The sequence below is a fragment of the Hymenobacter sp. J193 genome, assembly GCF_024700075.1.
Classification (GTDB): Bacteria; Bacteroidota; Bacteroidia; order Cytophagales; family Hymenobacteraceae; genus Hymenobacter.
This window is the reverse complement of record NZ_JAJONE010000006.1, coordinates 67,284-86,323: the sequence shown is the minus strand read 5'-3', so window position 1 is coordinate 86,323 and position 19,040 is coordinate 67,284. Positions and strand designations below refer to the sequence as shown.

Annotated in this window: 17 protein-coding genes; 4 read left to right on the top strand and 13 right to left on the bottom strand. The window is 63.0% G+C overall.

Translation table 11 applies throughout. The features are described from left to right. Positions 1-138 precede the first annotated feature (138 nt). A complete protein-coding gene (locus tag LRS06_RS24075) occupies positions 139-3,228 on the top strand; it encodes a Tn3 family transposase (protein ID WP_257873829.1) in 3,090 nt (1,029 codons plus the stop codon). 29 nt (positions 3,229-3,257) lie between these two features. On the opposite strand, the gene LRS06_RS24070 is transcribed toward LRS06_RS24075, so the two are convergent. Continuing rightward, positions 3,258-3,470, bottom strand: a complete 213-nt coding sequence (locus LRS06_RS24070) for a hypothetical protein (protein WP_257873828.1) — start codon at positions 3,468-3,470, stop codon at positions 3,258-3,260. A 285-nt stretch (positions 3,471-3,755) separates the two neighbouring features. Between LRS06_RS24070 and LRS06_RS24065 the strand changes: the two genes are divergently transcribed. Together LRS06_RS24065 and LRS06_RS24060 are read left to right on the top strand one after the other, a co-directional pair. Beyond that, entirely contained in the window at positions 3,756-4,262 is a 507-nt protein-coding gene (locus tag LRS06_RS24065) for an IS5 family transposase (protein WP_257873827.1), read from the top strand. Positions 4,263-4,278: 16 nt separating this feature from the next. Further along, entirely contained in the window at positions 4,279-4,539 is a 261-nt protein-coding gene (locus tag LRS06_RS24060; RefSeq protein ID WP_257873826.1) for a transposase, read from the top strand. A gap of 232 nt (positions 4,540-4,771) precedes the next feature. On the opposite strand, the gene LRS06_RS24055 is transcribed toward LRS06_RS24060, so the two are convergent. The 12 genes from LRS06_RS24055 to LRS06_RS24000 all read right to left on the bottom strand — a co-directional run bounded on the left by LRS06_RS24055 (position 4,772) and on the right by LRS06_RS24000 (position 16,383). Then, positions 4,772-4,978, bottom strand: a complete 207-nt coding sequence (locus tag LRS06_RS24055) for a heavy-metal-associated domain-containing protein (RefSeq protein ID WP_257873825.1) — start codon at positions 4,976-4,978, stop codon at positions 4,772-4,774. Between the two features lie 183 nt (positions 4,979-5,161). Then, entirely contained in the window at positions 5,162-5,497 is a 336-nt protein-coding gene (locus LRS06_RS24050) for a four-helix bundle copper-binding protein (protein WP_257873824.1), read from the bottom strand. Between the two features lie 88 nt (positions 5,498-5,585). Continuing rightward, the gene (locus tag LRS06_RS24045) at positions 5,586-6,215 is read right to left on the bottom strand and encodes a helix-turn-helix transcriptional regulator (protein ID WP_257873823.1); all 630 of its coding nucleotides are present in this window, start codon (positions 6,213-6,215) and stop codon (positions 5,586-5,588) included. 3 nt (positions 6,216-6,218) lie between these two features. Further along, complete coding sequence (locus tag LRS06_RS24040; protein ID WP_257873822.1) at positions 6,219-9,440, bottom strand: efflux RND transporter permease subunit; 3,222 nt, start codon at positions 9,438-9,440, stop codon at positions 6,219-6,221. A gap of 101 nt (positions 9,441-9,541) precedes the next feature. Further along, the gene (locus tag LRS06_RS24035; RefSeq protein WP_257873821.1) at positions 9,542-10,054 is read right to left on the bottom strand and encodes a nuclear transport factor 2 family protein; all 513 of its coding nucleotides are present in this window, start codon (positions 10,052-10,054) and stop codon (positions 9,542-9,544) included. Between the two features lie 45 nt (positions 10,055-10,099). Further along, complete coding sequence (locus LRS06_RS24030) at positions 10,100-11,245, bottom strand: efflux RND transporter periplasmic adaptor subunit (RefSeq protein WP_257873820.1); 1,146 nt, start codon at positions 11,243-11,245, stop codon at positions 10,100-10,102. Between the two features lie 13 nt (positions 11,246-11,258). Further along, positions 11,259-11,885, bottom strand: a complete 627-nt coding sequence (locus LRS06_RS24025; protein WP_257873819.1) for a hypothetical protein — start codon at positions 11,883-11,885, stop codon at positions 11,259-11,261. 12 nt (positions 11,886-11,897) lie between these two features. After that, positions 11,898-13,139 (bottom strand): TolC family protein, encoded by a 1,242-nt coding sequence (locus LRS06_RS24020; RefSeq protein WP_257873818.1) that lies wholly within the window; start codon positions 13,137-13,139, stop codon positions 11,898-11,900. Between the two features lie 69 nt (positions 13,140-13,208). Beyond that, positions 13,209-13,760 carry a heavy metal-binding domain-containing protein gene (locus tag LRS06_RS24015; protein ID WP_257873817.1) on the bottom strand — a complete coding sequence of 184 codons (552 nt, stop codon included), beginning with the start codon at positions 13,758-13,760 and terminating at the stop codon, positions 13,209-13,211. Between the two features lie 82 nt (positions 13,761-13,842). Beyond that, positions 13,843-14,568: a DUF305 domain-containing protein gene (locus LRS06_RS24010; RefSeq protein ID WP_257873816.1), complete on the bottom strand. Its 726-nt coding sequence runs from the start codon at positions 14,566-14,568 to the stop codon at positions 13,843-13,845. A gap of 46 nt (positions 14,569-14,614) precedes the next feature. Continuing rightward, entirely contained in the window at positions 14,615-15,562 is a 948-nt protein-coding gene (locus tag LRS06_RS24005; RefSeq protein ID WP_257873815.1) for a heavy metal-binding domain-containing protein, read from the bottom strand. A 332-nt stretch (positions 15,563-15,894) separates the two neighbouring features. Next, on the bottom strand, positions 15,895-16,383 hold the full coding sequence (locus tag LRS06_RS24000) for a hypothetical protein (RefSeq protein WP_257873814.1): 489 nt from the start codon (positions 16,381-16,383) through the stop codon (positions 15,895-15,897). Positions 16,384-16,763: 380 nt separating this feature from the next. Here LRS06_RS24000 and LRS06_RS23995 point away from each other — a divergent pair, with 380 nt between their 5' ends. Next, entirely contained in the window at positions 16,764-19,037 is a 2,274-nt protein-coding gene (locus LRS06_RS23995) for a cation-translocating P-type ATPase (RefSeq protein WP_257873813.1), read from the top strand. Positions 19,038-19,040 lie beyond the last annotated feature (3 nt).

The window sequence follows — 19,040 nt, the reverse complement described above, 5'->3', positions numbered from 1 at the left end:
GGGCAAAACGGGCAGGTTAGCGATAAGGTAAATGCGCTTCGTAAAGGTACCGGTTTTCGATACCTTTACATGGACGTTAACGCTATCATTGGTGGGTAGAAATAACGGTCGTTTACACCATCGCCTTTTGGGTAGCTTATGGCCACGCACCTGCGGATTCACCTGGGCAAGGAACGTGAGCTCTACGAGCAGCCCCCGCTGGTACCAGCGGCCGAGCAGGCGCGGGTCTTTGCCGTCCCGGATTGGGCGGATGTTCACTTGGCCCGGATGCTGGCGCCGGGCAACCGCGTCGGGTTTGTCTTGCAGCTGGGCTACTTCCAGATTAGCCAGCGCTTCTACGTGGCCACCCGCTACCACGCGGCCGATGTGGCGTACGTGGCCCAGCAGCTGGGCCTGGGGCCCGCCGACTTTGACCCGCTTCGCTACGCCGATGCCCGCTATTATGCCCACCAGCAGCTCTTGTGCGAGCAACTGGGTATTGCGCGGTTCGAGGCGGCCGCGGCGGACCGGCTGTACCAGGAGGCGGTCCGCCTAAGCAGCCAGCACCTGAAGCCGGCGTCGGTCTTCGATTACCTGGTGCTGTTTCTGCACGAGCACCGGCTGGAGCTGCCCACCTACAACACGCTGGCCGACCTCATCACGCGGGCCCTGCTCGCGTTCGAGAAACGGCTGCTCCACCGCTTGCAGCAGCACCTGCAGCCCGGCGAGCAGCGCTTGCTGGACCGGCTGCTGGCCGCCGACGACCCCGACGCCCGCGAAGCGGAGGCGGACCGGCGCTACCCGCTCACCTTTCTCAAGCGCATTCGCCAGGGCCTGCGCCCCGGGGAAATCCGCGAACGGGTCACCCATTTCGCGTCCCTGCGGCAGCTCTTCGAGCAGCTGCAGCCGCTCTGGCAGCGCCTGCGCCTCTCGGACCAGGCCATCACCTACTACGCCGAGTACGTGCTGCGGGCCCAGGCCGCGCAACTCTACCGCCGTGACGAGCGGCGCTACCTCTACCTACTCAGCTTCGTGGTGCACCAGTACTACGAGTTGGATGATGCCCTGGTCGATACGTTGCTGCAAACGGTGACCAGCACGACCAATCAGTGCCGCGAGCAGGTCAAGGAGACGCTCTACCAGCAGCGCACCACCACCCAGCAACTGACGAGTCAGGTCACGGGCCGGGGCTACCGGCACCTGCAGGCCCTTACCCAGATTCGCGCCCTAGTTGATGCGCCCGACGTGGCCGCCGAGCAGAAACTGGCGCGCATCGACACCCTGCTACAGCGCCACCAGGTCACGGCCGCCCAGCTCAGCGAAGACCACCAGCAGTTGGAGCAGCTGCGCCTGGCCACCGAGCAGCAGGCGGGCGAGGCGCTGTTTCACGAGGCGCTGGCCGCTGCCTCGTTGCGCCTGCAGGCCAAGCTCGGGGCGTTGGTCAAAGCCTTGGTCGTGGACGAGGCGACCACCCGCGCCGACCTGTGGCGGGCCGTGCACTACTACCAGCAGCACGACGGGCACCTGGGCGCGCAGGTGCCGCTGGACTTTCTCTCGCTCACGCAACGGGCCTACGTCCTCGATGCGCAAGGTCGGTTACGCACCTCCCTTTATAAAGCCCTGCTGTTTATGGAGATGGCCACGGCCATCAAGTCCGGCCAACTCAACTTTACGTGCTGTTACCAGTACCGGGCGTTTGAGCACTACCTGCTGCCGGCCGCGCAGTGGGCCAAGCAGCACGAGGCCTTGCTGGAGCAGGCGGGGCTGAGTGCCTGGCGCGATTTTGCGACGGTGCAGGCCACGCTACACGCGCAACTGCAGGCCCAGTTTGCCGCCACGAACGCCCACCTGAGCGGGGCCGACAACCCGCACGCGCACCGCACCCCGGCCGGGCGCTACCGCCTCACGACGCCCCGGCTGCCGGCCGAGCAGCCGCGCCTGCCGGCCCACCTGTTTCCGCGCCACCGGGTCGTACCCTTGCGGGAGGTACTCACCAGCGTGGCCCGGCTGACGCAGTTTGACACGGCCTTCGGCTCGCTGCCCAGCAAACACGCCCGCACGCCACCGCCCTTGTCGCAGCTGCTAGCCGCCCTGGTCGGGTTGGGCTGCAACCTGGGCCTGCGCCGCTTGGCCCAAGTCGCGCCCCAGGTGGACGAAGCGGCCCTGCAGCGCCTGGCTAGCACGCATTTCTCGCTCGATAACCTGCGCCAGGCCAATGAACTGATTCTGAACTTTACCCGCCAGCTGCGCCTGCGCGAGGCCTTTCGGCGCTCCCCCGACGTGCTGCACAGCAGCAGCGACGGGCAGAAGTATGACCTGGCCGTGGACTCGCTCGGCGGCAGTGCCTCGTTCAAGTATTTCGGCAACCGCCGCGGCCTGACGGCCTACTCCTACGTGGACGAAACGCTGCTCGTCTTCGACTCGACCGTGTTCAGCGCCGCCGACCGCGAGGCCACGCACCTGCTGGAGGGGCTGCTGCGCCACGCCGTGCGGCCCACCGACGTGCACAGCACCGACACGCACGGCTACACCGAAGTCATCTTCGCCGTGACTCGCATGCTGGGCATCGCCTACGAGCCGCGCATCCGCCAGCTCACCAACCAGCAGCTCTACAGCTGGGAGCCGGTGGCCACGCACCGGCAACTGGGGCAGACCCTGCTGCCCGACGCGCGCCTCGACCCCGAGCGCATCGCCCGGCACTGGGACGAGGTCCTGCGCCTGGTCGTCACCCTGAAGCTGCGCCACAGCGAGGCCTCCCGCCTGTTCGGCCGCCTCAACTCCTACGCCCGCCAGCACCCGCTCTACCGGGCCCTGAAAGAGCTGGGCCGGCTGGTTAAAACCGAGTTCCTGCTGCGCTACGTTGACCAGGTGGAACTGCGCCAGCGCATCCAGAAGCAGCTCAACAAGGGCGAGAGCGCCCACCGGCTGGCCCACGCCGTCTGGCACGGCCGCAACCAGGAGTTTCACGCCGCCACCCGCTCCGAGCAGCTGGTGGCCGAGACCTGCAAGCGCTTGTTGATGAACGCCATCATCTGCTGGAATTACCTGCACCTCTCCCAGCACCTGGCCCGGCTGCCGCCCGAGCAGCAAGCGGCTACGCTGGCCACGCTCTCGCCCTTCGCCGTGCTCTCCTACCGCCACCTGAACCTGCACGGCGAGTACGACTTCTCCGACCACCCCCTGCTGGCCGAAGCCCCGTTTGACATGGACCTGATTGCTACCTGGCAGCCGCCAAGCAAACCGGCGTAGGGCCGAGTCGGAGGTTTTACCCTATTTGTTTAACAACACCCTGGGTCGGCGGCTGCCGGTGCCAGGGCGGCGGGGGGCGGCGGGGCGGTAAACGCTGGGGGCGGGGTGTGCACCATGCGGGTGGCGGCGGCCACCAGACTGTCACGGTTGCCGTGGAAGTAAGCCAGGAAATCCTGGGCCTGGGCAGCCGTGCTAAGGCCCAGGCCTAGCAGCAAGGTGGCGACGAATTTGGGCGACATCATCAGGGCAGGCAGGTTGGTGTGTTCTGCCTAATTGTTCGCGCTCCCGGTCGCTATATCACACCAGCCCGCAAAAAATGTTTTCCAGCAGGCTGCGGCTTGACACTAGGCCACGACGCGGCACCCGCGGTAGTGCGCAAGGTCATCGCTTCGTCAATACAATGTGTAATACGGCGAGAGACCACGTCTGAGCACCCGCTCAACTTAGAACGTGTTTGGGAATTAGGTAGGGCAAAAAGAAACGAGCCAGTAAGTTGCGGTCGGAGTTCCTAGGCTCCGGTTCGCTTTATGGTTGAGTGCTATCATCCCCTCACTGACTCGCAGTGGCAAGTTATTGTGCCATTGCTGCCCCTGCAACGCAAGCGGCGTTTGTGTTTGCGTCAAGTCGTTGACGCTCTGCGCTACGTGTGCCGCACGGGCTGCCAGTGGCGCAGCTTGCCGGCGTGTTTTCCGCCCTGGTCGGCGGTCTACTACTATTTCGCCCGCTGGCAAGCCACCGGCCTGCTGCAACGGCTCAATGAGGCGGCGAACCGCGCCGACCGGCTGGCGAGTCAGCGCTTGCCCACCCCGTCGCTGGCGCTGGTTGACGCGCAGAGCGTCAAGTTGGCCCCGCGTCTGGGCCAGCAGCGGGGCCTTGATGCACACAAGCGCGTCAACGGACGCAAACGGCAAGTGCTCTGTGACACGGGCGGGCGCATTTGGCGCGTGCACGTCCACGCGGCTAACGGCCATGACAGCCGGGCGGCGCGGCCGTTGCTGCCCGCCCCCCACGCACCTGCGCCCGGCCTGGGCTAGCCGACTACGCAAGATATTGACCGACAAAGCATACGGCGGACAATTCGCCCAGCAGGTGCAAGGGCTGGGTTGGCAGCACCAGGTAGCCAGTCGGCCACCCAGTGCCACTCGCGGGTTTGTGCCGGTGGCCCAGCGCTGGGTCGTGGAGCGCACCTTTGCCTGGCTGAACTGCTTTCGCCGGCTGGCCATGGATTACGAGCGCACAACCAGCAGCCATGCGGCTTGGCTGCTGGTTGCTAACTTGACCATAACCTTGCGCCGAGCAACAGCCGACTAATTCCCAAACACGCTCTAACACAGCTGGCCGCACAGGGCTTAAAGCAGTTTTAGCCCCCGCTGATGTAAAGAGCCTAAGAATAGCTCGTTGAATTTCCCTACCGTTGTTTACCGTTCCTACTATTGTGCTACCCCTAATAGCTGTGGGAAATAACATTTCGCTTGAAGCTGCCTAAAAAACAGAATGGCCACCCGAAAGGGTGGCCATCTCACTGCTGGTTTAGGGGGAAGCGCTAAACTGCCTGTGCCTTAAAGCCGGCGTCTTCCACCAGGGCCAAAACCTGTGCTTCGGTAATGTCGCCGGTTACGGTAAGCACCTTGTTGGGATTGGCAGTGTCCACCTGCCACGATGCAATGTCCTGCTCGTTGTTGAGCGTGGGCGTTACGGCCTTGATGCAACTGCCGCAGTTGATATTGGTGTTGAATTGAAGCGTTTTCATGGAGATTGAAAAGGTGTTGCCCAAGTCGGGCGGGTTCGACATAAGAACACCCAAAAGTAGCGCGGGGTGCGCCGGCCGGGGTACACAATTACGTCTGGGGCTTGCATGATTTCCTGACCCCGGAACACAGTAACAGCCAACTGGTATACCTACCAGCTGGCTGTTACTGTACTTAATAAATACCTAGGCAGCGATACCCTGACGGCAGGCCTGCTCGCAACGGCGGCAGGCTTCAGCGCATGCGCGGCAGTGTTCGGAGTGGGCCCCGTGCTTCTCGCACTCGTCGGCGCAGGCCTTGCAGATTTCGGCACATTCTTTCAGCAGATGGGCAGCATGCTCCGAGCCGCGGGCCACGAGACGGGCAGTAAGGGCACACACGTCTGCACAGTCCCGGTCCAACAGGACGCAGCGGGCCATCATCTTCACGTTGTCCTCGTGCAGGCAGGCGGTGGCACAGTGCTCGCAGGCGGCGATGCAGGCATTGAGGGCGTCGAGCAGGGGTTGGTTTTGCGTATGCATGGGAAATGGGGTAAGGTGGAAACGGATAGCTGACCTTATCAGGGTAGCTTTTATTTATACCCCGGCCCGGCCGTGCAGTTTTGCATAACTAGCGCCTTTCGCTTGCATCATTTGGCGGAAAATCCGCCGCTAGGGTCGGCTTTTCATTGCGCAGGAGCTTCCTATAGGTGGAGGGAGAGCAGCGGGTCACGCGCCGGAACTGCCCGGAAAAGTGGGCCAGGCTGGCATACCCCAAGCGCCGGGCAATGAGGCCAACACCCAGGGAAGTTGAAGCCAGCAGTTCCTGCGCATAGGCCAGCCGCTGGCTCAGAATGTAGTCTGCCAGCGTCTTGCCTCCCATCAGGCGGGTAAAAGCCGGGCAGAGCTGTCTGTATGTCATCCCCAACTCGCGGGCCACCGCCGCCCCGAAGGCCCGGTGGCGCAGACTCTCGGTCGGCTCACGCAGTAAGTGGTTTACCGCTACGCCTACCCGTTCCACCAAGGTCTGGTGGAAGGTTTCGAGCAGTGCAAACTTGGCCGCTTCTAGTGTGGCCCGCAGGCGGGGCCAGTCGAGTTCTTCCGGCCGGCCGGCGACGGTCGCCGCCCCCAGGCACACGTCGAGCACCTGTAGCCCGATGCCCTGCAGTTCCTGCCGGACCACCCGGATACCACGCGGGCACACCATATACTTGATGTACAGCACGGTGGTGGGCGAAGCAGAGGCGGGGCGAAGCGACATGGCCTAACGTGTGGGCAGCACCGGATTCAGGTCCGATGGCGGGGTGAGCGGCTGCGCGTCGAGTTCCTGCGGGTGCTCATCCAAGCCCGTTTCCTGATGAGAGGCGAAGTATTGTGCTAGGGCTTTTTCGCCCACCAGCCAGAACACCACCGGCGTCACGATGATGTCGAGGAAAGTGGACGAGAGCAGGCCGCCGAGGATGACCGTGGCCACCGGATACAGGATTTCCTTGCCGGGCGCGTCCTTGGCCAGCGTGAGCGGCACCAGGGCCAGCGCAGCCACCAGGGCTGTCATCAGCACCGGCACCAGCCGTTCCAGCGAGCCGCGGATAATCATCGGGAGGCCGAATTTCTCGCCTTCGTGCTCCACGAGGTGGATGTAGTGCGAAATCATCATGATGCCGTTGCGGGAGGCAATACCGGTGAGGGTGATGAAACCCACGAGGGAGGCAATGCTGAACGTACCGCCCGTGAGCAGCACCGCCACCACCGAGCCGATAAGCGCCAGCGGAATGTTGAGCATAATCTGGCCCACCATCAGCGAGGACTTGAAGTGCGAGAACAGCACCAGGAAGATGCCGGCCAGCGAAAACAAGCTCAGCCAAAGAATCTTCTGCGAAGCCGACTGCTGGCTCTCAAACTGCCCGCCGTAGGTGAGATAGTAGCCCGGCGGCAGCTTCACCTGCTGGCTGACTTTCTGCTGAATCTCCTTCACGGTGGAGCCCAAGTCGCGCTCCGCCACGTTCAGTGAAATGGTGATGCGGCGCTGGGTGTTTTCGTGGTTGACGGTGTTGGGGCCGGGCTCGTACACCACGTCGGCCACCTCACTTACCGGAATCATCTCGCCGCTGGGCGTTTCGATGCGGGTCTGGCTGATGGCCGCGATGTCGTTGCGTTGGGCTTCGGGCAGCTTCACTACCAGGTCGAAGCGCTTCTGCCCGTCGAGCATCTGGGAGACCACAGCGCCCTGAAACAGCGTTTCCAGGTCGCGCACCACTTCACCCCGTGCCATGCCATAGGCGCGCAGGGCGTCATCCTTGGGTCGGATGAGCAACTGAGGAATCTGGACCTGCTTTTCAACCTGCAAGTCCACCACGCCGGGCACAGTGCCCGCGGCGGCCCGCACCTCGTTGGCGTAGCGGCGCAGCTCCAGCAAATCGTTGCCGAACACCTTGATGGCCACCTGGGCCCGCACGCCCGAGAGCAGGTGGTCGAGGCGGTGAGAAATGGGCTGGCCGATGTTCACGTTCACGCCCGTAATGAGGCTGAGCTTCTGGCGCATATCGGCCAGGATTTCGTCGCGGCTGCGCATGGTTTTGCCTTCCTTCTTCAACTCTTCCTTGGTCTTGAAAGCCACCTCGATTTCCGAGTTGTTCACCGACTCGGCATGCTCGTCCAGTTCGGCGCGGCCGGTGCGGCGGGCCGTGTAAGCCACCTCTGGAATCTTGAGCATCTGCTGCTCGCCTAACGTGCCCAGGCGGTTAGACTCGGTGAGTGAGGTGCCGGCGGGTGCGGAGAAGTTAACCGTTAAAGAGCCTTCATTAAAGGGCGGCAGGAACTCCGTGCCGAAAAATGGCACCATGGCCGCAGCCATGACAAATAGCAGAGCGGTAGAAGTAAGCACTAGCTTGGGGTGATTAAGTCCCCAGCCCAGCAGTCGGGTGTCCTTCTTCTTGAGCCAGCGCACCAGCCCGCCGTCGGTTTCGGGGTGGTCCATCTGCTTCATGCGGGGTAGCAGGTAGTAGCACAGCACCGGCGTCACGGTGAGCGATACAAACAGCGAGGCCACAATGCTGGTGATGTAGGCAATGCCCAGCGGCGCGAAAATGCGGCCCTCCATACCTTCCAGCGCGAACAGCGGAAGGAACACCAGCACCACGATGATAGTGGCGTACACAATGGAGTTGCGTACCTCTGACGAAGCGGCATAAATTACCCGCAGCACCGGTTGCGGGTCAGGCCGTTGCTTGTTTTCGCGTAGGCGGCGGTACACGTTTTCTACGTCCACGATGGCGTCATCCACCAACTCGCCGATAGCAATGGCCAGCCCGCCCAGCGTCATGGTGTTGATAGAAATGCCGACGAAGCGGAATACCAGCGCCGTAACCAGTAGCGACAACGGAATGGCCACCAGCGAAATAAACGTGGTGCGTACGTTCAGCAAAAAGGCAAACAGCACGATGACCACCAGAATGGCCCCGTCGCGCAGGGCTTCCTCTACATTGCTAATGGAGGACTCAATAAACTCCGACTGCTTGAACAGCCGGGTGTTCACCTGTACATCTTTGGGGAGCGAGGGCTTGAGTTCCACCAGCGCTTTTTCCACGGCTTCCGTGAGGCCCACGGTGGCCGCCCCCGGCTGCTTCTCGATGCTCAGAATCACGGCGGGCTGGCCGTTCACGCTGCCGTCGCCGCGCTTGAAGCGGGCCCCGAACTCCACCTTGGCCACGTCGGCTACCCGGATGGGCGACTGCTCGCGGTAGCCCACGATGATGTTCTCAATGTCCTGCACCGAGCGCAGCCGGCCCAGGTTGCGGATGAGTACCTCCGAGCCGTTGCGGTCGAAGAAGTTGCCGGTGGTATTCAGGTTGGACTGGCGCAAAGCATCTTCCACCTGGTTTACGGTCAGGCCCGTGGCATTCAGGCGGGGCATATCCAGCAGTACCTGGTACTGCAGGTTGTCGCCGCCGATAGGAATGACCTGGGCCACGCCCGGGATGCTGAGCAGGCGCTGCCGCACGGTGTAGTTGGCCAGGGTGCGCAAATCGGCGGCGTTGGTTTCTTTCCCGCCCGAGAGGCCCACCAGCATAATCTGGCCCATGACTGAGGAAATCGGCCCCAACACCGGCGTAATGCCTTCGGGCAGCTGTTCGCCGGTGGTTTGCAGCTTCTCACTCACAATCTGGCGAGCCGTGAAGATGTCGGTGCCGTAGTCGAACTCCACGAACACCATGCCCAGGCCAATGGCTGAGTTGGAGCGCACTGCCGATACGCCGGTGGCCCCATTCAGGGCCGTCTCCACGGGCAGCGTCACCAGGGCTTCCACTTCCTCCGGGGCCATGCCGGGGGCTTCCAGAAATACGGTGACGCGGGGGCGGTCTAGGTCGGGTAGCACGTCCACCGGTAGCTGGCTGGCGGTATAGCTGCCAGCTATGATGAGGCCCAGGGCGAAGGCCAGCATCAGCAGTCGGTTTTGCAGGGCGAAGCGAATTATCTTGTCAAGCATCGGTTAGTAGCGCAAAGAGGAAGAAGCGGAAGCGGCCGGTTGGCCCCTCCCCTCGTGGCTTCGGGAGTGTTCCGGGCAGTGGCCCAGGCCAGTTGAGTAGCCTATTTTTTAGAACGAGGCGTACGGGCCGAACTGTGGGTACTCATGATTTGCCACTGCCCGGAGGCGTTTTTGCGCAGCACCGAGGTAGCCACCCCACGGCGCACGATGGGGGCCTTGGCTTCCTTTTCCTTGGGGTCTTTCTTGAGATTGATGGTGTAGATATAGGTTTCCGTCGCAAAAGCGTAGGGACCATCTACCTGCACGGCGGCCTTGTAGTCGCTGAAAGTGAAGGCCCTGAACTCCCTAAGCTCCGGGCCCAGGTGGTGCGCGGCGTAGTGCCGGTAGGTGCCTTCCACGCTGCCCGACTCGAATACCTGCGAATTGGCCGCGAACAGGCGACTAGTACCCGTGGTGTCGAGTTTTTGCACGGCCTGCTGGTACTTGGTGAGCACCGCTTTCACGGCGGCTTCGTCAGCAGCTGAGCCGCCGGGCGGAACCGTCTGGGCCTGCGCAGTCGGGGTGATGAGGGGAAGCGTGGCCGTCAGCGTGGCGAGAGCAAGGAGGTTTTTCATGGGAATTAGAAGCAGGAAGCGAGAAGACCAGCGGGTGAGGCGGAGCTATTGGTTGAGATAAATGGATTTAAGCTGGTAGGTGCCAGCCGTCACCACCCGGTCATTTTCGTTGACCTGACCCTGCACGAGCACGGTCTGCTGGCCATTCATGGCCCCCGGCTGCACATAGCGAATCTTGAAGTGTTCGGGTTCGGTGTGCACGAAGACCACGGGCTTGCCATTCAAGTCCGTAATGGCCGAGGTCGGCACTACCAGTTGGGGTTTGCCGCCGCCGGTCTGGCCCACCACCTGCACGTTCACGGCCTGGCCGGCGCGGTAGGCGCTGCCTTCGGTGGCATCGAGTTCCAGCACCAGCTGCCGGGCCTGGTTCACGGGGTTCACCACGTTGCTGAACACCACCAGCCGGGCCGGCACGCCCGCTTGGCCCTGCAAGCCTTCTACCCGAAACAAAGCCCCGGGCGTCACCTTCGCTAAATCCTGAGCAAACACCTGGGCTTCCACGCGCAGCTTGCCGGGGTTGATGACCCGAAACAGCTCGTCGCCCTGGTTCACCTGCTGGCCCACGGCTAGGTTAAACACGTCCACGGTGCCGCTCACCGGCGAGGTGATGCTCACGCGCCGCTGGCTGGCCTGCCCGTTGTAGATGGCCGCGTTTTGGCGGGCCTGGCGCAGGCGCAGCTCAGCGGCCACCACGTCTTTGCGGGCGGCAATGTCGGCGATGGTTTGCAGGCGGGAGTAGTCTTGCTGTGCGGCGCGCAGCTCAGCCTGAGCGTTGGCGCGCTCGGTGCTGAGGCCAATTTGCTGGGTGGCGTCGAGGGTTTGCTCAATCACGGCCAGCGTCTGGCCGGCCCGCACGGTTTTGCCCACCTGCGCAGCGAGGCTCACGATGCGCCCGGTCTGGGGCACTACCACGCGCCCCTCGCCCCCGGCCGCGGCCGATACCGTGCCGTAGAGGGTGGCCCGGCTGTAGGTGGTGGAATAAGCAGCCAGATTGGTGCGGACCTCGAACAGAAACTGGCTTTCCTTGGGCAGCAGCACCTCGTCGGTGAGGGCCACGCCGGTGCTGGCTTTGGCTTCGCCGCCGTGGTCTTCGCCGCTGTGCGCCTGCACTAGGCTGGGTGGGGGCAGCAGCACAGTTAGTACCAGTCCGAAGGCGGCCGTGGCGGCTAGGAATTTATGCTTGGTTTTCATATCAGAAGTGGCATTAAGGGAAGGGGGCACGGCGGCTGGCGGTCAGCGCCTGTTCCGAAGTCTGCGGCACGGATTCTGAGCGGCGACGACGACGCAGCAGCAGGGCCGTCAGGCCGATACCGAGCGCAAAGGCCCCAATCAGGGCCAGAATGGTTTTCCAGGATGAGAAAAGCGACGGGGCCGCAGCGGGGGCCGTAGCCGCCACGGGTAGCTTCTCCCCGACCTTGATGCCTTCGAGCAGCAGTAAATCGGCCGTTTCGCCGGCCACGATGTTCACCGCAAAGCTGTAAGCCTTGTTAGCCGGAAACTGGCCCTCAACCAGGTAAATGCCCGGCTCCTGCTCGGTTGCCGCCCATTTCAGGTTGGCGTCTTCCGGATTGGTGAGCGTGAGCTTCGCGCCCTTGATAGGGGCGTTGGTGGCGTAGTCGGATAAGAACAGGCGCAGGTCGGCCGGCTGGCCGCCTTCCAGGGGCTCGTAGCGCAGCAGCACCTCGAACTGCTCCGAGAGGGCCGCGACCGAAAACGAGGTAGCGCCCGCCGCCGTACCCGCCTTCGTCCCGTCGCCGTGGTCTTCGCCCCCGTGGGCGTAAGCCGGGCTGGTCAGCAGCAAACCCAGCAGCAAAATCAGGAGTTGTTTCATGATAGTTGACGGTTATTCGCCCCGCAGGTAGTTAAGCTCGACCAAAGCCTGGCGGTAGTCGCGGATGGTGGTCAGGTAAGTATTCTGAATGGCAAAGGCCTGATTCAGGCTCAGAATAAGCTGCAGGTAGCTCACTTCGCCGGCCCGGAACAGGCGCTGCGACTGGCTGATGATGGCCCGCGACTGGGGCAGGCCGGTTTGCTCGTAGTAAGCCAGCGATGTCGAAAACTTGCGCGTATCCGCCAAGGCCTGCTCGTACTGGGTGCTGAGTTCCAGGCGCTGGGCCTGCAGCTGGTAGCTGGCGGCCTGAGAGCGGGCCGTGGCCGCCTGCAGCTGCGAGCGGTAAGTCCAGAACCACACGGGCACCGACACGCCAAACTGAAAGCGGTATCGGAGCGCCGAGTTCTCAAATGCTTGATTTTGGTAGCCCACCGTGAGAGCCGGCGTGCGCCGCGCCCGCACCAGGCTGATGCCCGACTGGCTCAGGGCGACGTTCTGGGTGGCGGCCGCCAGCGTGGGGCTGCGCACGAGGGCGGCACTGTCTTCAACTGGCAGCCCGCTGAGTAGGGTAGTACCCGTTTGGGCTAGCTCCGCGCCGGTGCGGCTCAAGTCGGTGCTGGTAGCCAGGGCCTCGGCGGGCCGGCCCAGCAGCAGCCCCAGCCGGCGCTGGGCGGCCTGTTGGTCGGCGGTGGCTTGTTGCAGCAGCACGGTCACCTGCCGGGCTTCGGCGTCGGTGCTGATGCGCTGCAGCGAGGTGACTTCGCCGGCCGTGAACAGCCGCTCGGTGGCCAGGCGCAGCACCCGAAACAGGCTGTCCTGATACGTGAGCTGGCGCACCTGAGCCTCAGCAAACTGCAGGCTCAGGTAGGCCAGGCGGGTGTCGCGCAGCACGCTGGCCCGGCTCACGTCGCGGTTGCGCTCGGCCAGCGTGATACCGGCCTCGGCCACCTGCCGCTGCCGTCGGTATACGTTGGGCAGGTCAATGGTTTGCACCACGCCCGGGGCCCACATCTCGCCCGTGGGTGCCGAAAAGAGAAAATCCGGGTTGGCCGGCGCAAAGGAGCCCCGCTTGAGGGCGCGCTGCTCCTCAATCTCCTGGGTTGACTGCCGCAGCCGGGGGTGCCGGCGCAGGGTCTGGGCCTCGGCGCTGTCCAGGCTGATGGTGGTTTGCGCCCGCGCCGCGCCGGAGCAAAGCGCCAGCAGCAACAGCGTCAGCAGCCAACAATACCCGCTTTTTACGTTCAAGAACTTCATACAATCAGGTTAAAACCAGTCGGTGGGCCACCCGCTGTTGCAGCAGCAGGCAGCCCAAACGGCGCCCGCCTACGACTTTTTCACGAGGGCCATGCCGCACTTGGGGCAGCTGCCGGGTTCTGGGCTGGCACTGCCTTCGCAGTTCATCGGGCAGGCATACGCATTGGAAACGGCCTTACCGGCTTTTGCAGCCGCGTCAAGCTTCTCAAACCGGGCGTTGAGCGAGCTGCCGTTGGCCTTGAGGCTCACGATGGCCGTGCGCAGGGTGGTGCCGACGGGCACGGCGGCCACCAGGTGGTCACCGGTAGGAGTCAGCTTCACGCTGCTGGTTTTGCCCGTCGTACTGAGCAGCATAGCGGTGCCGGTAGCGCGGTCCACGGGCAACGCCTTTTCGTTGTCATCGAGCAGGTACACGTGGACCTGGCCGGCCTGCTGCACCAACTCTACATGGTACTTGCCCGCCGTGCGTACGATGCCGCCGTGGGGAGATTTATGGGCGTGGGTTTCACCGGCGGCCTTATGGCCGTGGGCGGCAGTACCGGGCTTGTGGCTATGCTGGGCCGCAGCGGATAGCGGCGCGGCCAGCAACAGGGCGGCAGCGAGAACGTGGTGAATCTTCATGGGAAACGGGTATGATTGGGGTGGGTGATGATGGGGGCAGGCCACGGCCGCCAACCGGCGGTGCGGCCTGCCCCCCGAGGGATTACATCTTGTCGGCGTTCTGCTGGTGCCAGGCCTTGAAGCCGGCGATTTCCTTTTCTTGGGCATCAATCATCTGCTGGGCCATCTCTTTGAGCTTGGTGTCCTTGCCGTGGGCCAGTTCGGCTTTGGCCATGTCCACGGCACTCTGGTGGTGCACCGTCATCAGCATGTTGAAGTTCATGTCGGGGTCGGCTACTGCCTTGGGCATGTTCTGCATCATCCCGTCCATCGAAGCCTTCATCTTGCTGGTGAAAGGGTCTGCCGGGTCATTGGGCTGGTAGTTGGTCGGGGCATTATCCAGGCGGGTGGCGGCGGTTTCCAGCGCGGTGATTTCCTTGAGCTGGTCGGCTTTGATTTGCTCGGCCATGCGGCGCATGGTGGCGTCTTTGCCGTCGCGCAGCTGGATGTCAGCCATTACTACCGCGCCCTTGTGATGCTCCAACATGTGGTGGGCAAAGTCGTGGTCGGTGTTGCCCTTAGGTTGCGCGGCGTGCATCTTGGTCATCATCTCGTTCATGGCTACCAACTGCGGCGAGCTGCCGGCCGCAGCCGCGCCCTCGTGCCCCATCGCAGAGTGGTCCATGCCGGCCATATCGCCGGAAGCCGCGGCATCGGTAGTGGTTTCTGTGGTCGTAGCCGTCGAATCGGCAGCCTTATCGCTATTGCAGCTGGCCACCAGCAAGGAGCCCGAGCAGAGGGTGGCAAGGAAAAAAGCAGACTTTTTCATGGGTTTGGCGGAGATAAGTGGGAAATGAAAAGGGAGCCGGGCCAGGCTAGGCCTTCACGTTGATGGTGAAGTCGCCAGTGTGGATTTTGCCCGCGTGGTTGAACTGCAGAAACACGCGGTAGAGGCCGGGCTTCTCGAAGTTGGTGTTGAAGCCGATGTTGGGGCCTTTGTCGGCCTGGTCGTTGGGATGCACGTGCAGGTAGTTCTGCGTGTCCTCGCTGATGACCACCACGTGGCCCAGCGCCCCGAGGTAATTGTCCAGGTCGGTTACTGGCTGCCCCCCTTTGCTGATGTTGATTTTCATGCCCAGCAGCTGGCCCACTTTCAGGTCTTTGTCGAAGGAAAGCGTGGCCTGGTATCCATCCTTTTCCCACTGCATATCGTCGTTTTTGAACTTGACCGGCGCGTAGGCGGTGCCTTTCACCGTGAGGGGCTGGCGGCCCAGCTGGTGGCCCGAGCCGGTGGGTGTATAGTCCTGAAACAGCACGTAGTCGCCGCCCTTCGGGAAGGTGTACTGCACTTTGTAGTCGCCGGCGGCGGTGTACTCGGGGTGTTCGTGGTAGAACTGGCCCAGGTCCTTGCTCACAATGATGAGGTGAATCTTCTTCTCATGCACCACGGCCAAGGGCACGGGAGCCGATTCGTTGCCGGTTTCACGAGGCGTGAAAGCCAGCGTGGTGGGCTGTCCGGCCGTCACCTGCGTGGGCGTGGGCACGAGCTTCATTTCGTAGGTCTTGCCATTGGAAACGGCGTCGTTGTGCTCCAGCTTCATGCCGCATTTGGGGCACTTCTCGCCGTCCTGGGTGCTGGTCACCTCGGGGTGCATGGGGCAGGCATAGGTGTGGCCGCCGGCGTGGTCGGCGGTGCCTTCAGCCGGGCCGTTGGTGGGCGTCGTAATGGTGTCGGTGGCGCTGCTGGAGGCCGAGTCGGAGGAGCAGCTGGCAGCGGTGAGCAGGCTGGCAACGGCCAGCAGGGAAAGGGGTAAGCGGTGCATAGAAAGAGGAATGGGGTTTGGTTGGAGGGCGCTGAATCCAGCAGCCCCGGTGTGTTTCTGCCGAAGGGTTAGGCCTGCCATTGCTGCCAGAGCACGAAGCCCAACACGGCGGCCACCGCGGCATAAAGCAGGTAGGAAAGCAGGCGACGAATTGGCCCTCTCGGGGGCGGAGCGCCCGCTTCCTGGCAACAACTCTTCATTGTTGAGTGAGGTAAAACCAGTAAGATGAGGGAGATAAGCGGCTCGATACGCCGGGCGGACACGCCAAAACAAAGGCCCGCCCCGGACATAGCGGAGCTATGCCAGGGCGAGCCTTGGGTGCGTCAAATCAATCAGACCGTCAGGGACTGAATAAAGATTCGGATGTCGGGTATTTTGGGGGGTAGGTGCTCACGGAGCACCAGAACGACCGAGTGCGTGCGGTCCCACGCGCCAGCGGCGGGCCGGAAAAAGAACTCATTGCTGACCGGCAGCAGGGCCGGGGCGGGCGAGAGCAGCTGCTTTTCACCGGGTGTCGCGAGCGACTTAAGAATGGTCGCCGAGTTGTCTTTGCAGCAGTCCTCCTTGCCCATGGGCTTGGAGCTGGAATGGCCGTGGCCTTGCTTGGTCTTAACCGGTTGCTGCTGGGTCAACGCTTTGCCGTGACCGTGGCAGCCGGGGTGCGTGGGCTTCTTCGAGGCAGCGGTCTGGGCTACCGGCGCGGGCGCGGCCTGCACGGGATTTATCGTCGCGCACCAGCACTGCCCCACGAACACGTTGACGAAGACGAGCAGGAAGCTCGTCGCCAGCAAACGGCGGAAAGGAAACAGGCTACGGAACATGACAGGCGCTAAGCAACCGCAAAAGTAGACTTCTCTACGAAAAGGCGGTACCGCTCACTTACCCCGTTTCCAAGCAAAGAGTTTCCGGGTCGTTTGGTCGGGAGGGCACTTCGCCTGGGAAAAGGGACCTCAAAAAGGCATCAGGCTGCTTTCCGCTGGGCTCGTGGTAAGAGGCCTGGGTAAAAGACCGCAAAATTATGCAAGTCCACGGCCGGATTATGTAAATCCATTGCCAGCTTGGCTACGTGCAAATTATGCAAGTATCGGGTGGGATTCCGTACTAACCCTGCTGCGGGGTGGCCGTTCCTTTGTAATGTACTTTCTAGCGCTGAGAACTACGCGTTTCCCGGCCCCACGTAGCGGTCCTGCTGCAACCTTCTATGGAACCAACCACCAAAACCGAAACCCTCGATATTGAAGGCATGACCTGCGCCTCGTGCGCGTCCTTCGTCGAGAAGTCCCTGACCCGCACGCCGGGCGTGCAGCGGGCCGTGGTCAACTTCGCCACTGAAAAGGCCACGGTTGACTACCTGCCCACCCAGGCCAGCCCGGCCACGCTGAAAGAGGCCGTTGTGCAGGCCGGCTACGGCGTAACCGAGCGCGCCCCCGACACCAGCGCTGCCGACCGGCAAGCGGAAATCGACCAGCAGAAAGCCCTGGCCTACGTCAAGCTTAAGCGTCGCTTCTGGGTGGCCACGGGGCTGGCCGTCGTCATTATGCCCCTGAGCATGCTCATGCTCTGGCCGGCGATGATGGCCCGCGTAAATATGCAGTGGCTGAACTATGGCCTGCTCGCGCTGACCTTGCCGGTGCTGCTCTACAGTGGGCGCGAGTTCTACACTTCGGCCTGGAACGGCTTCAAGCATCGGGCCGCCAACATGGATACGCTGATTGCCGTGGGCACCGGGGCTGCCTTCCTCTATAGCCTCGCGGCCACGGTGGTGCCGGGCTGGTTTATGCGCCGGGGCATTATGCCCGAGGTGTACTACGACACGACAGCCACCATCATTGCCCTGATTCTGCTGGGCAAACTACTGGAACTGCGGGCCAAAACGCAGACGTCGGCCGCCATCAAGGCCCTGATGGGGCTGCAAGCCAAAACGGCCCGGGTGGTGCGGTCGGACGGTCAGGAAGTGGACGTGCCCATCGAGCAGGTGAAGCTGGAGGATGTGGTAGTCGTGCGGCCAGGTGAAAAGGTGGCCACCGACGGCCTCATCCTGGAGGGCAGCTCCGCCGTGGACGAGGCCATGCTCACCGGCGAAAGCCTGCCGGTGGAGAAGAAAGCCGGCGACCCGGTATTTGGGGCCACGCTCAACAAAACGGGCTCCTTCCGCTTCCGCGTGACCAAAGTAGGGGCTGATACCATGCTCTCACAGATTGTAAAGCTGGTGGAGGATGCCCAGGGCAGCCGTGCTCCCATCCAGCGGCTGGCCGATAAGGTCAGCGCCATCTTCGTGCCCACCGTGGTGGTCATTGCCATCCTAACGTTCGTGCTCTGGTTCGACCTGGCTCCGGTGGAAGCGCGGCTACCGCTGGCGCTGGTCAACTTCGTGGCTGTGCTCATCATTGCCTGCCCTTGTGCTCTGGGGCTGGCTACACCTACGGCCATCATGGTGAGCACCGGCAAAGGCGCCGAGCACGGCGTGCTCATCCGCAACGCCGAGGCGTTGGAGAAAGCCCACCAGGTGAATACTGTGCTGCTCGATAAAACCGGTACCATCACCCGCGGCGAGCCCGCCGTGACAGACTTCGTGCCGGCGACCGGGCAGGATGCAGGTTTGCTACTACAAGCGGTAGCCGCTGTGGAGCGGCAGAGTGAGCATCCATTGGCCGAAGCCGTGGTGCGCTACGCCGACTCCCGGCAAACGGTGATGGTTTCGGCCAGCGACTTCCAGGCCGTGGAAGGAAAAGGTGCGCAGGCCGTGGTAAACAGCCAGCCCGTGCTCATTGGCAACTTCCGTCTACTTGAAGAAGCCGGCATCTCTCTGCCCCCGGCCGTGCGCCAGCAGGCCGACGAACTGTTGGCCCAGGCCAAAACGGTGCTCTACGTGGCCGTAGCCGGCCAGGCGGCGGGCGTAATTGGGGTGGCCGACACCGTGCGCGAAACCTCGGCTGCCGCCATCAAGCGGCTGCAGAGTATGGGCATTGAGGTGGTGATGATGACCGGCGACAACCCCCAGACCGCCGCCCAGGTGGCCGGTCAGGTCGGCATCACGCGCTACTTCGCCGAGGTATTGCCGAGCGGCAAGGCCGGCAAGGTGAAGGAGTTGCAGGCCGAAGGCCGCACGGTAGCGATGGTCGGCGACGGCATCAACGACGCGCCAGCCCTGGCCCAGGCCGATATCGGCTTGGCGATGGGTGGCGGCACCGACGTGGCGATGGAAGCCGCCGGCATCACGCTCATGCGCTCGGATTTGCAGGGCGTGGTGACAGCCATTGAACTCTCGCGTCAGACGATTCGCACCATCAAGCAGAATCTGTTTTTCGCCTTTATCTATAACACCCTGGGTATTCCCATTGCGGCCGGGCTGCTGTACCCCTTCTTTGGAATCCTGCTTTCGCCCATGCTGGCGGCAGGAGCGATGGCCCTCAGCTCAGTATCCGTGCTCACCAACTCGCTGCGGCTGCGCAGCTTCTCCCCGGTTAAAAACTAACGT

What these genes read in the sequence shown, in the direction of transcription:
- LRS06_RS24045 (WP_257873823.1), bottom strand. Translation starts at nt 6,215, where the DNA reads ATGTCGCTTCGCCCCGCCTCTGCTTCGCCCACCACCGTGCTGTACATC.
- LRS06_RS24010 (WP_257873816.1), bottom strand. Translation starts at nt 14,568, where the DNA reads ATGAAAAAGTCTGCTTTTTTCCTTGCCACCCTCTGCTCGGGCTCCTTG.
- LRS06_RS24005 (WP_257873815.1), bottom strand. Translation starts at nt 15,562, where the DNA reads ATGCACCGCTTACCCCTTTCCCTGCTGGCCGTTGCCAGCCTGCTCACC.
- LRS06_RS24025 (WP_257873819.1), bottom strand. Translation starts at nt 11,885, where the DNA reads ATGAAACAACTCCTGATTTTGCTGCTGGGTTTGCTGCTGACCAGCCCG.
- LRS06_RS24030 (WP_257873820.1), bottom strand. Translation starts at nt 11,245, where the DNA reads ATGAAAACCAAGCATAAATTCCTAGCCGCCACGGCCGCCTTCGGACTG.
- LRS06_RS24065 (WP_257873827.1), top strand. Translation starts at nt 3,756, where the DNA reads ATGGTTGAGTGCTATCATCCCCTCACTGACTCGCAGTGGCAAGTTATT.
- LRS06_RS24035 (WP_257873821.1), bottom strand. Translation starts at nt 10,054, where the DNA reads ATGAAAAACCTCCTTGCTCTCGCCACGCTGACGGCCACGCTTCCCCTC.
- LRS06_RS24040 (WP_257873822.1), bottom strand. Translation starts at nt 9,440, where the DNA reads ATGCTTGACAAGATAATTCGCTTCGCCCTGCAAAACCGACTGCTGATG.
- LRS06_RS23995 (WP_257873813.1), top strand. Translation starts at nt 16,764, where the DNA reads ATGGAACCAACCACCAAAACCGAAACCCTCGATATTGAAGGCATGACC.
- LRS06_RS24070 (WP_257873828.1), bottom strand. Translation starts at nt 3,470, where the DNA reads ATGATGTCGCCCAAATTCGTCGCCACCTTGCTGCTAGGCCTGGGCCTT.
- LRS06_RS24055 (WP_257873825.1), bottom strand. Translation starts at nt 4,978, where the DNA reads ATGAAAACGCTTCAATTCAACACCAATATCAACTGCGGCAGTTGCATC.
- LRS06_RS24000 (WP_257873814.1), bottom strand. Translation starts at nt 16,383, where the DNA reads ATGTTCCGTAGCCTGTTTCCTTTCCGCCGTTTGCTGGCGACGAGCTTC.
- LRS06_RS24050 (WP_257873824.1), bottom strand. Translation starts at nt 5,497, where the DNA reads ATGCATACGCAAAACCAACCCCTGCTCGACGCCCTCAATGCCTGCATC.
- LRS06_RS24020 (WP_257873818.1), bottom strand. Translation starts at nt 13,139, where the DNA reads ATGAAGTTCTTGAACGTAAAAAGCGGGTATTGTTGGCTGCTGACGCTG.
- LRS06_RS24075 (WP_257873829.1), top strand. Translation starts at nt 139, where the DNA reads ATGGCCACGCACCTGCGGATTCACCTGGGCAAGGAACGTGAGCTCTAC.
- LRS06_RS24015 (WP_257873817.1), bottom strand. Translation starts at nt 13,760, where the DNA reads ATGAAGATTCACCACGTTCTCGCTGCCGCCCTGTTGCTGGCCGCGCCG.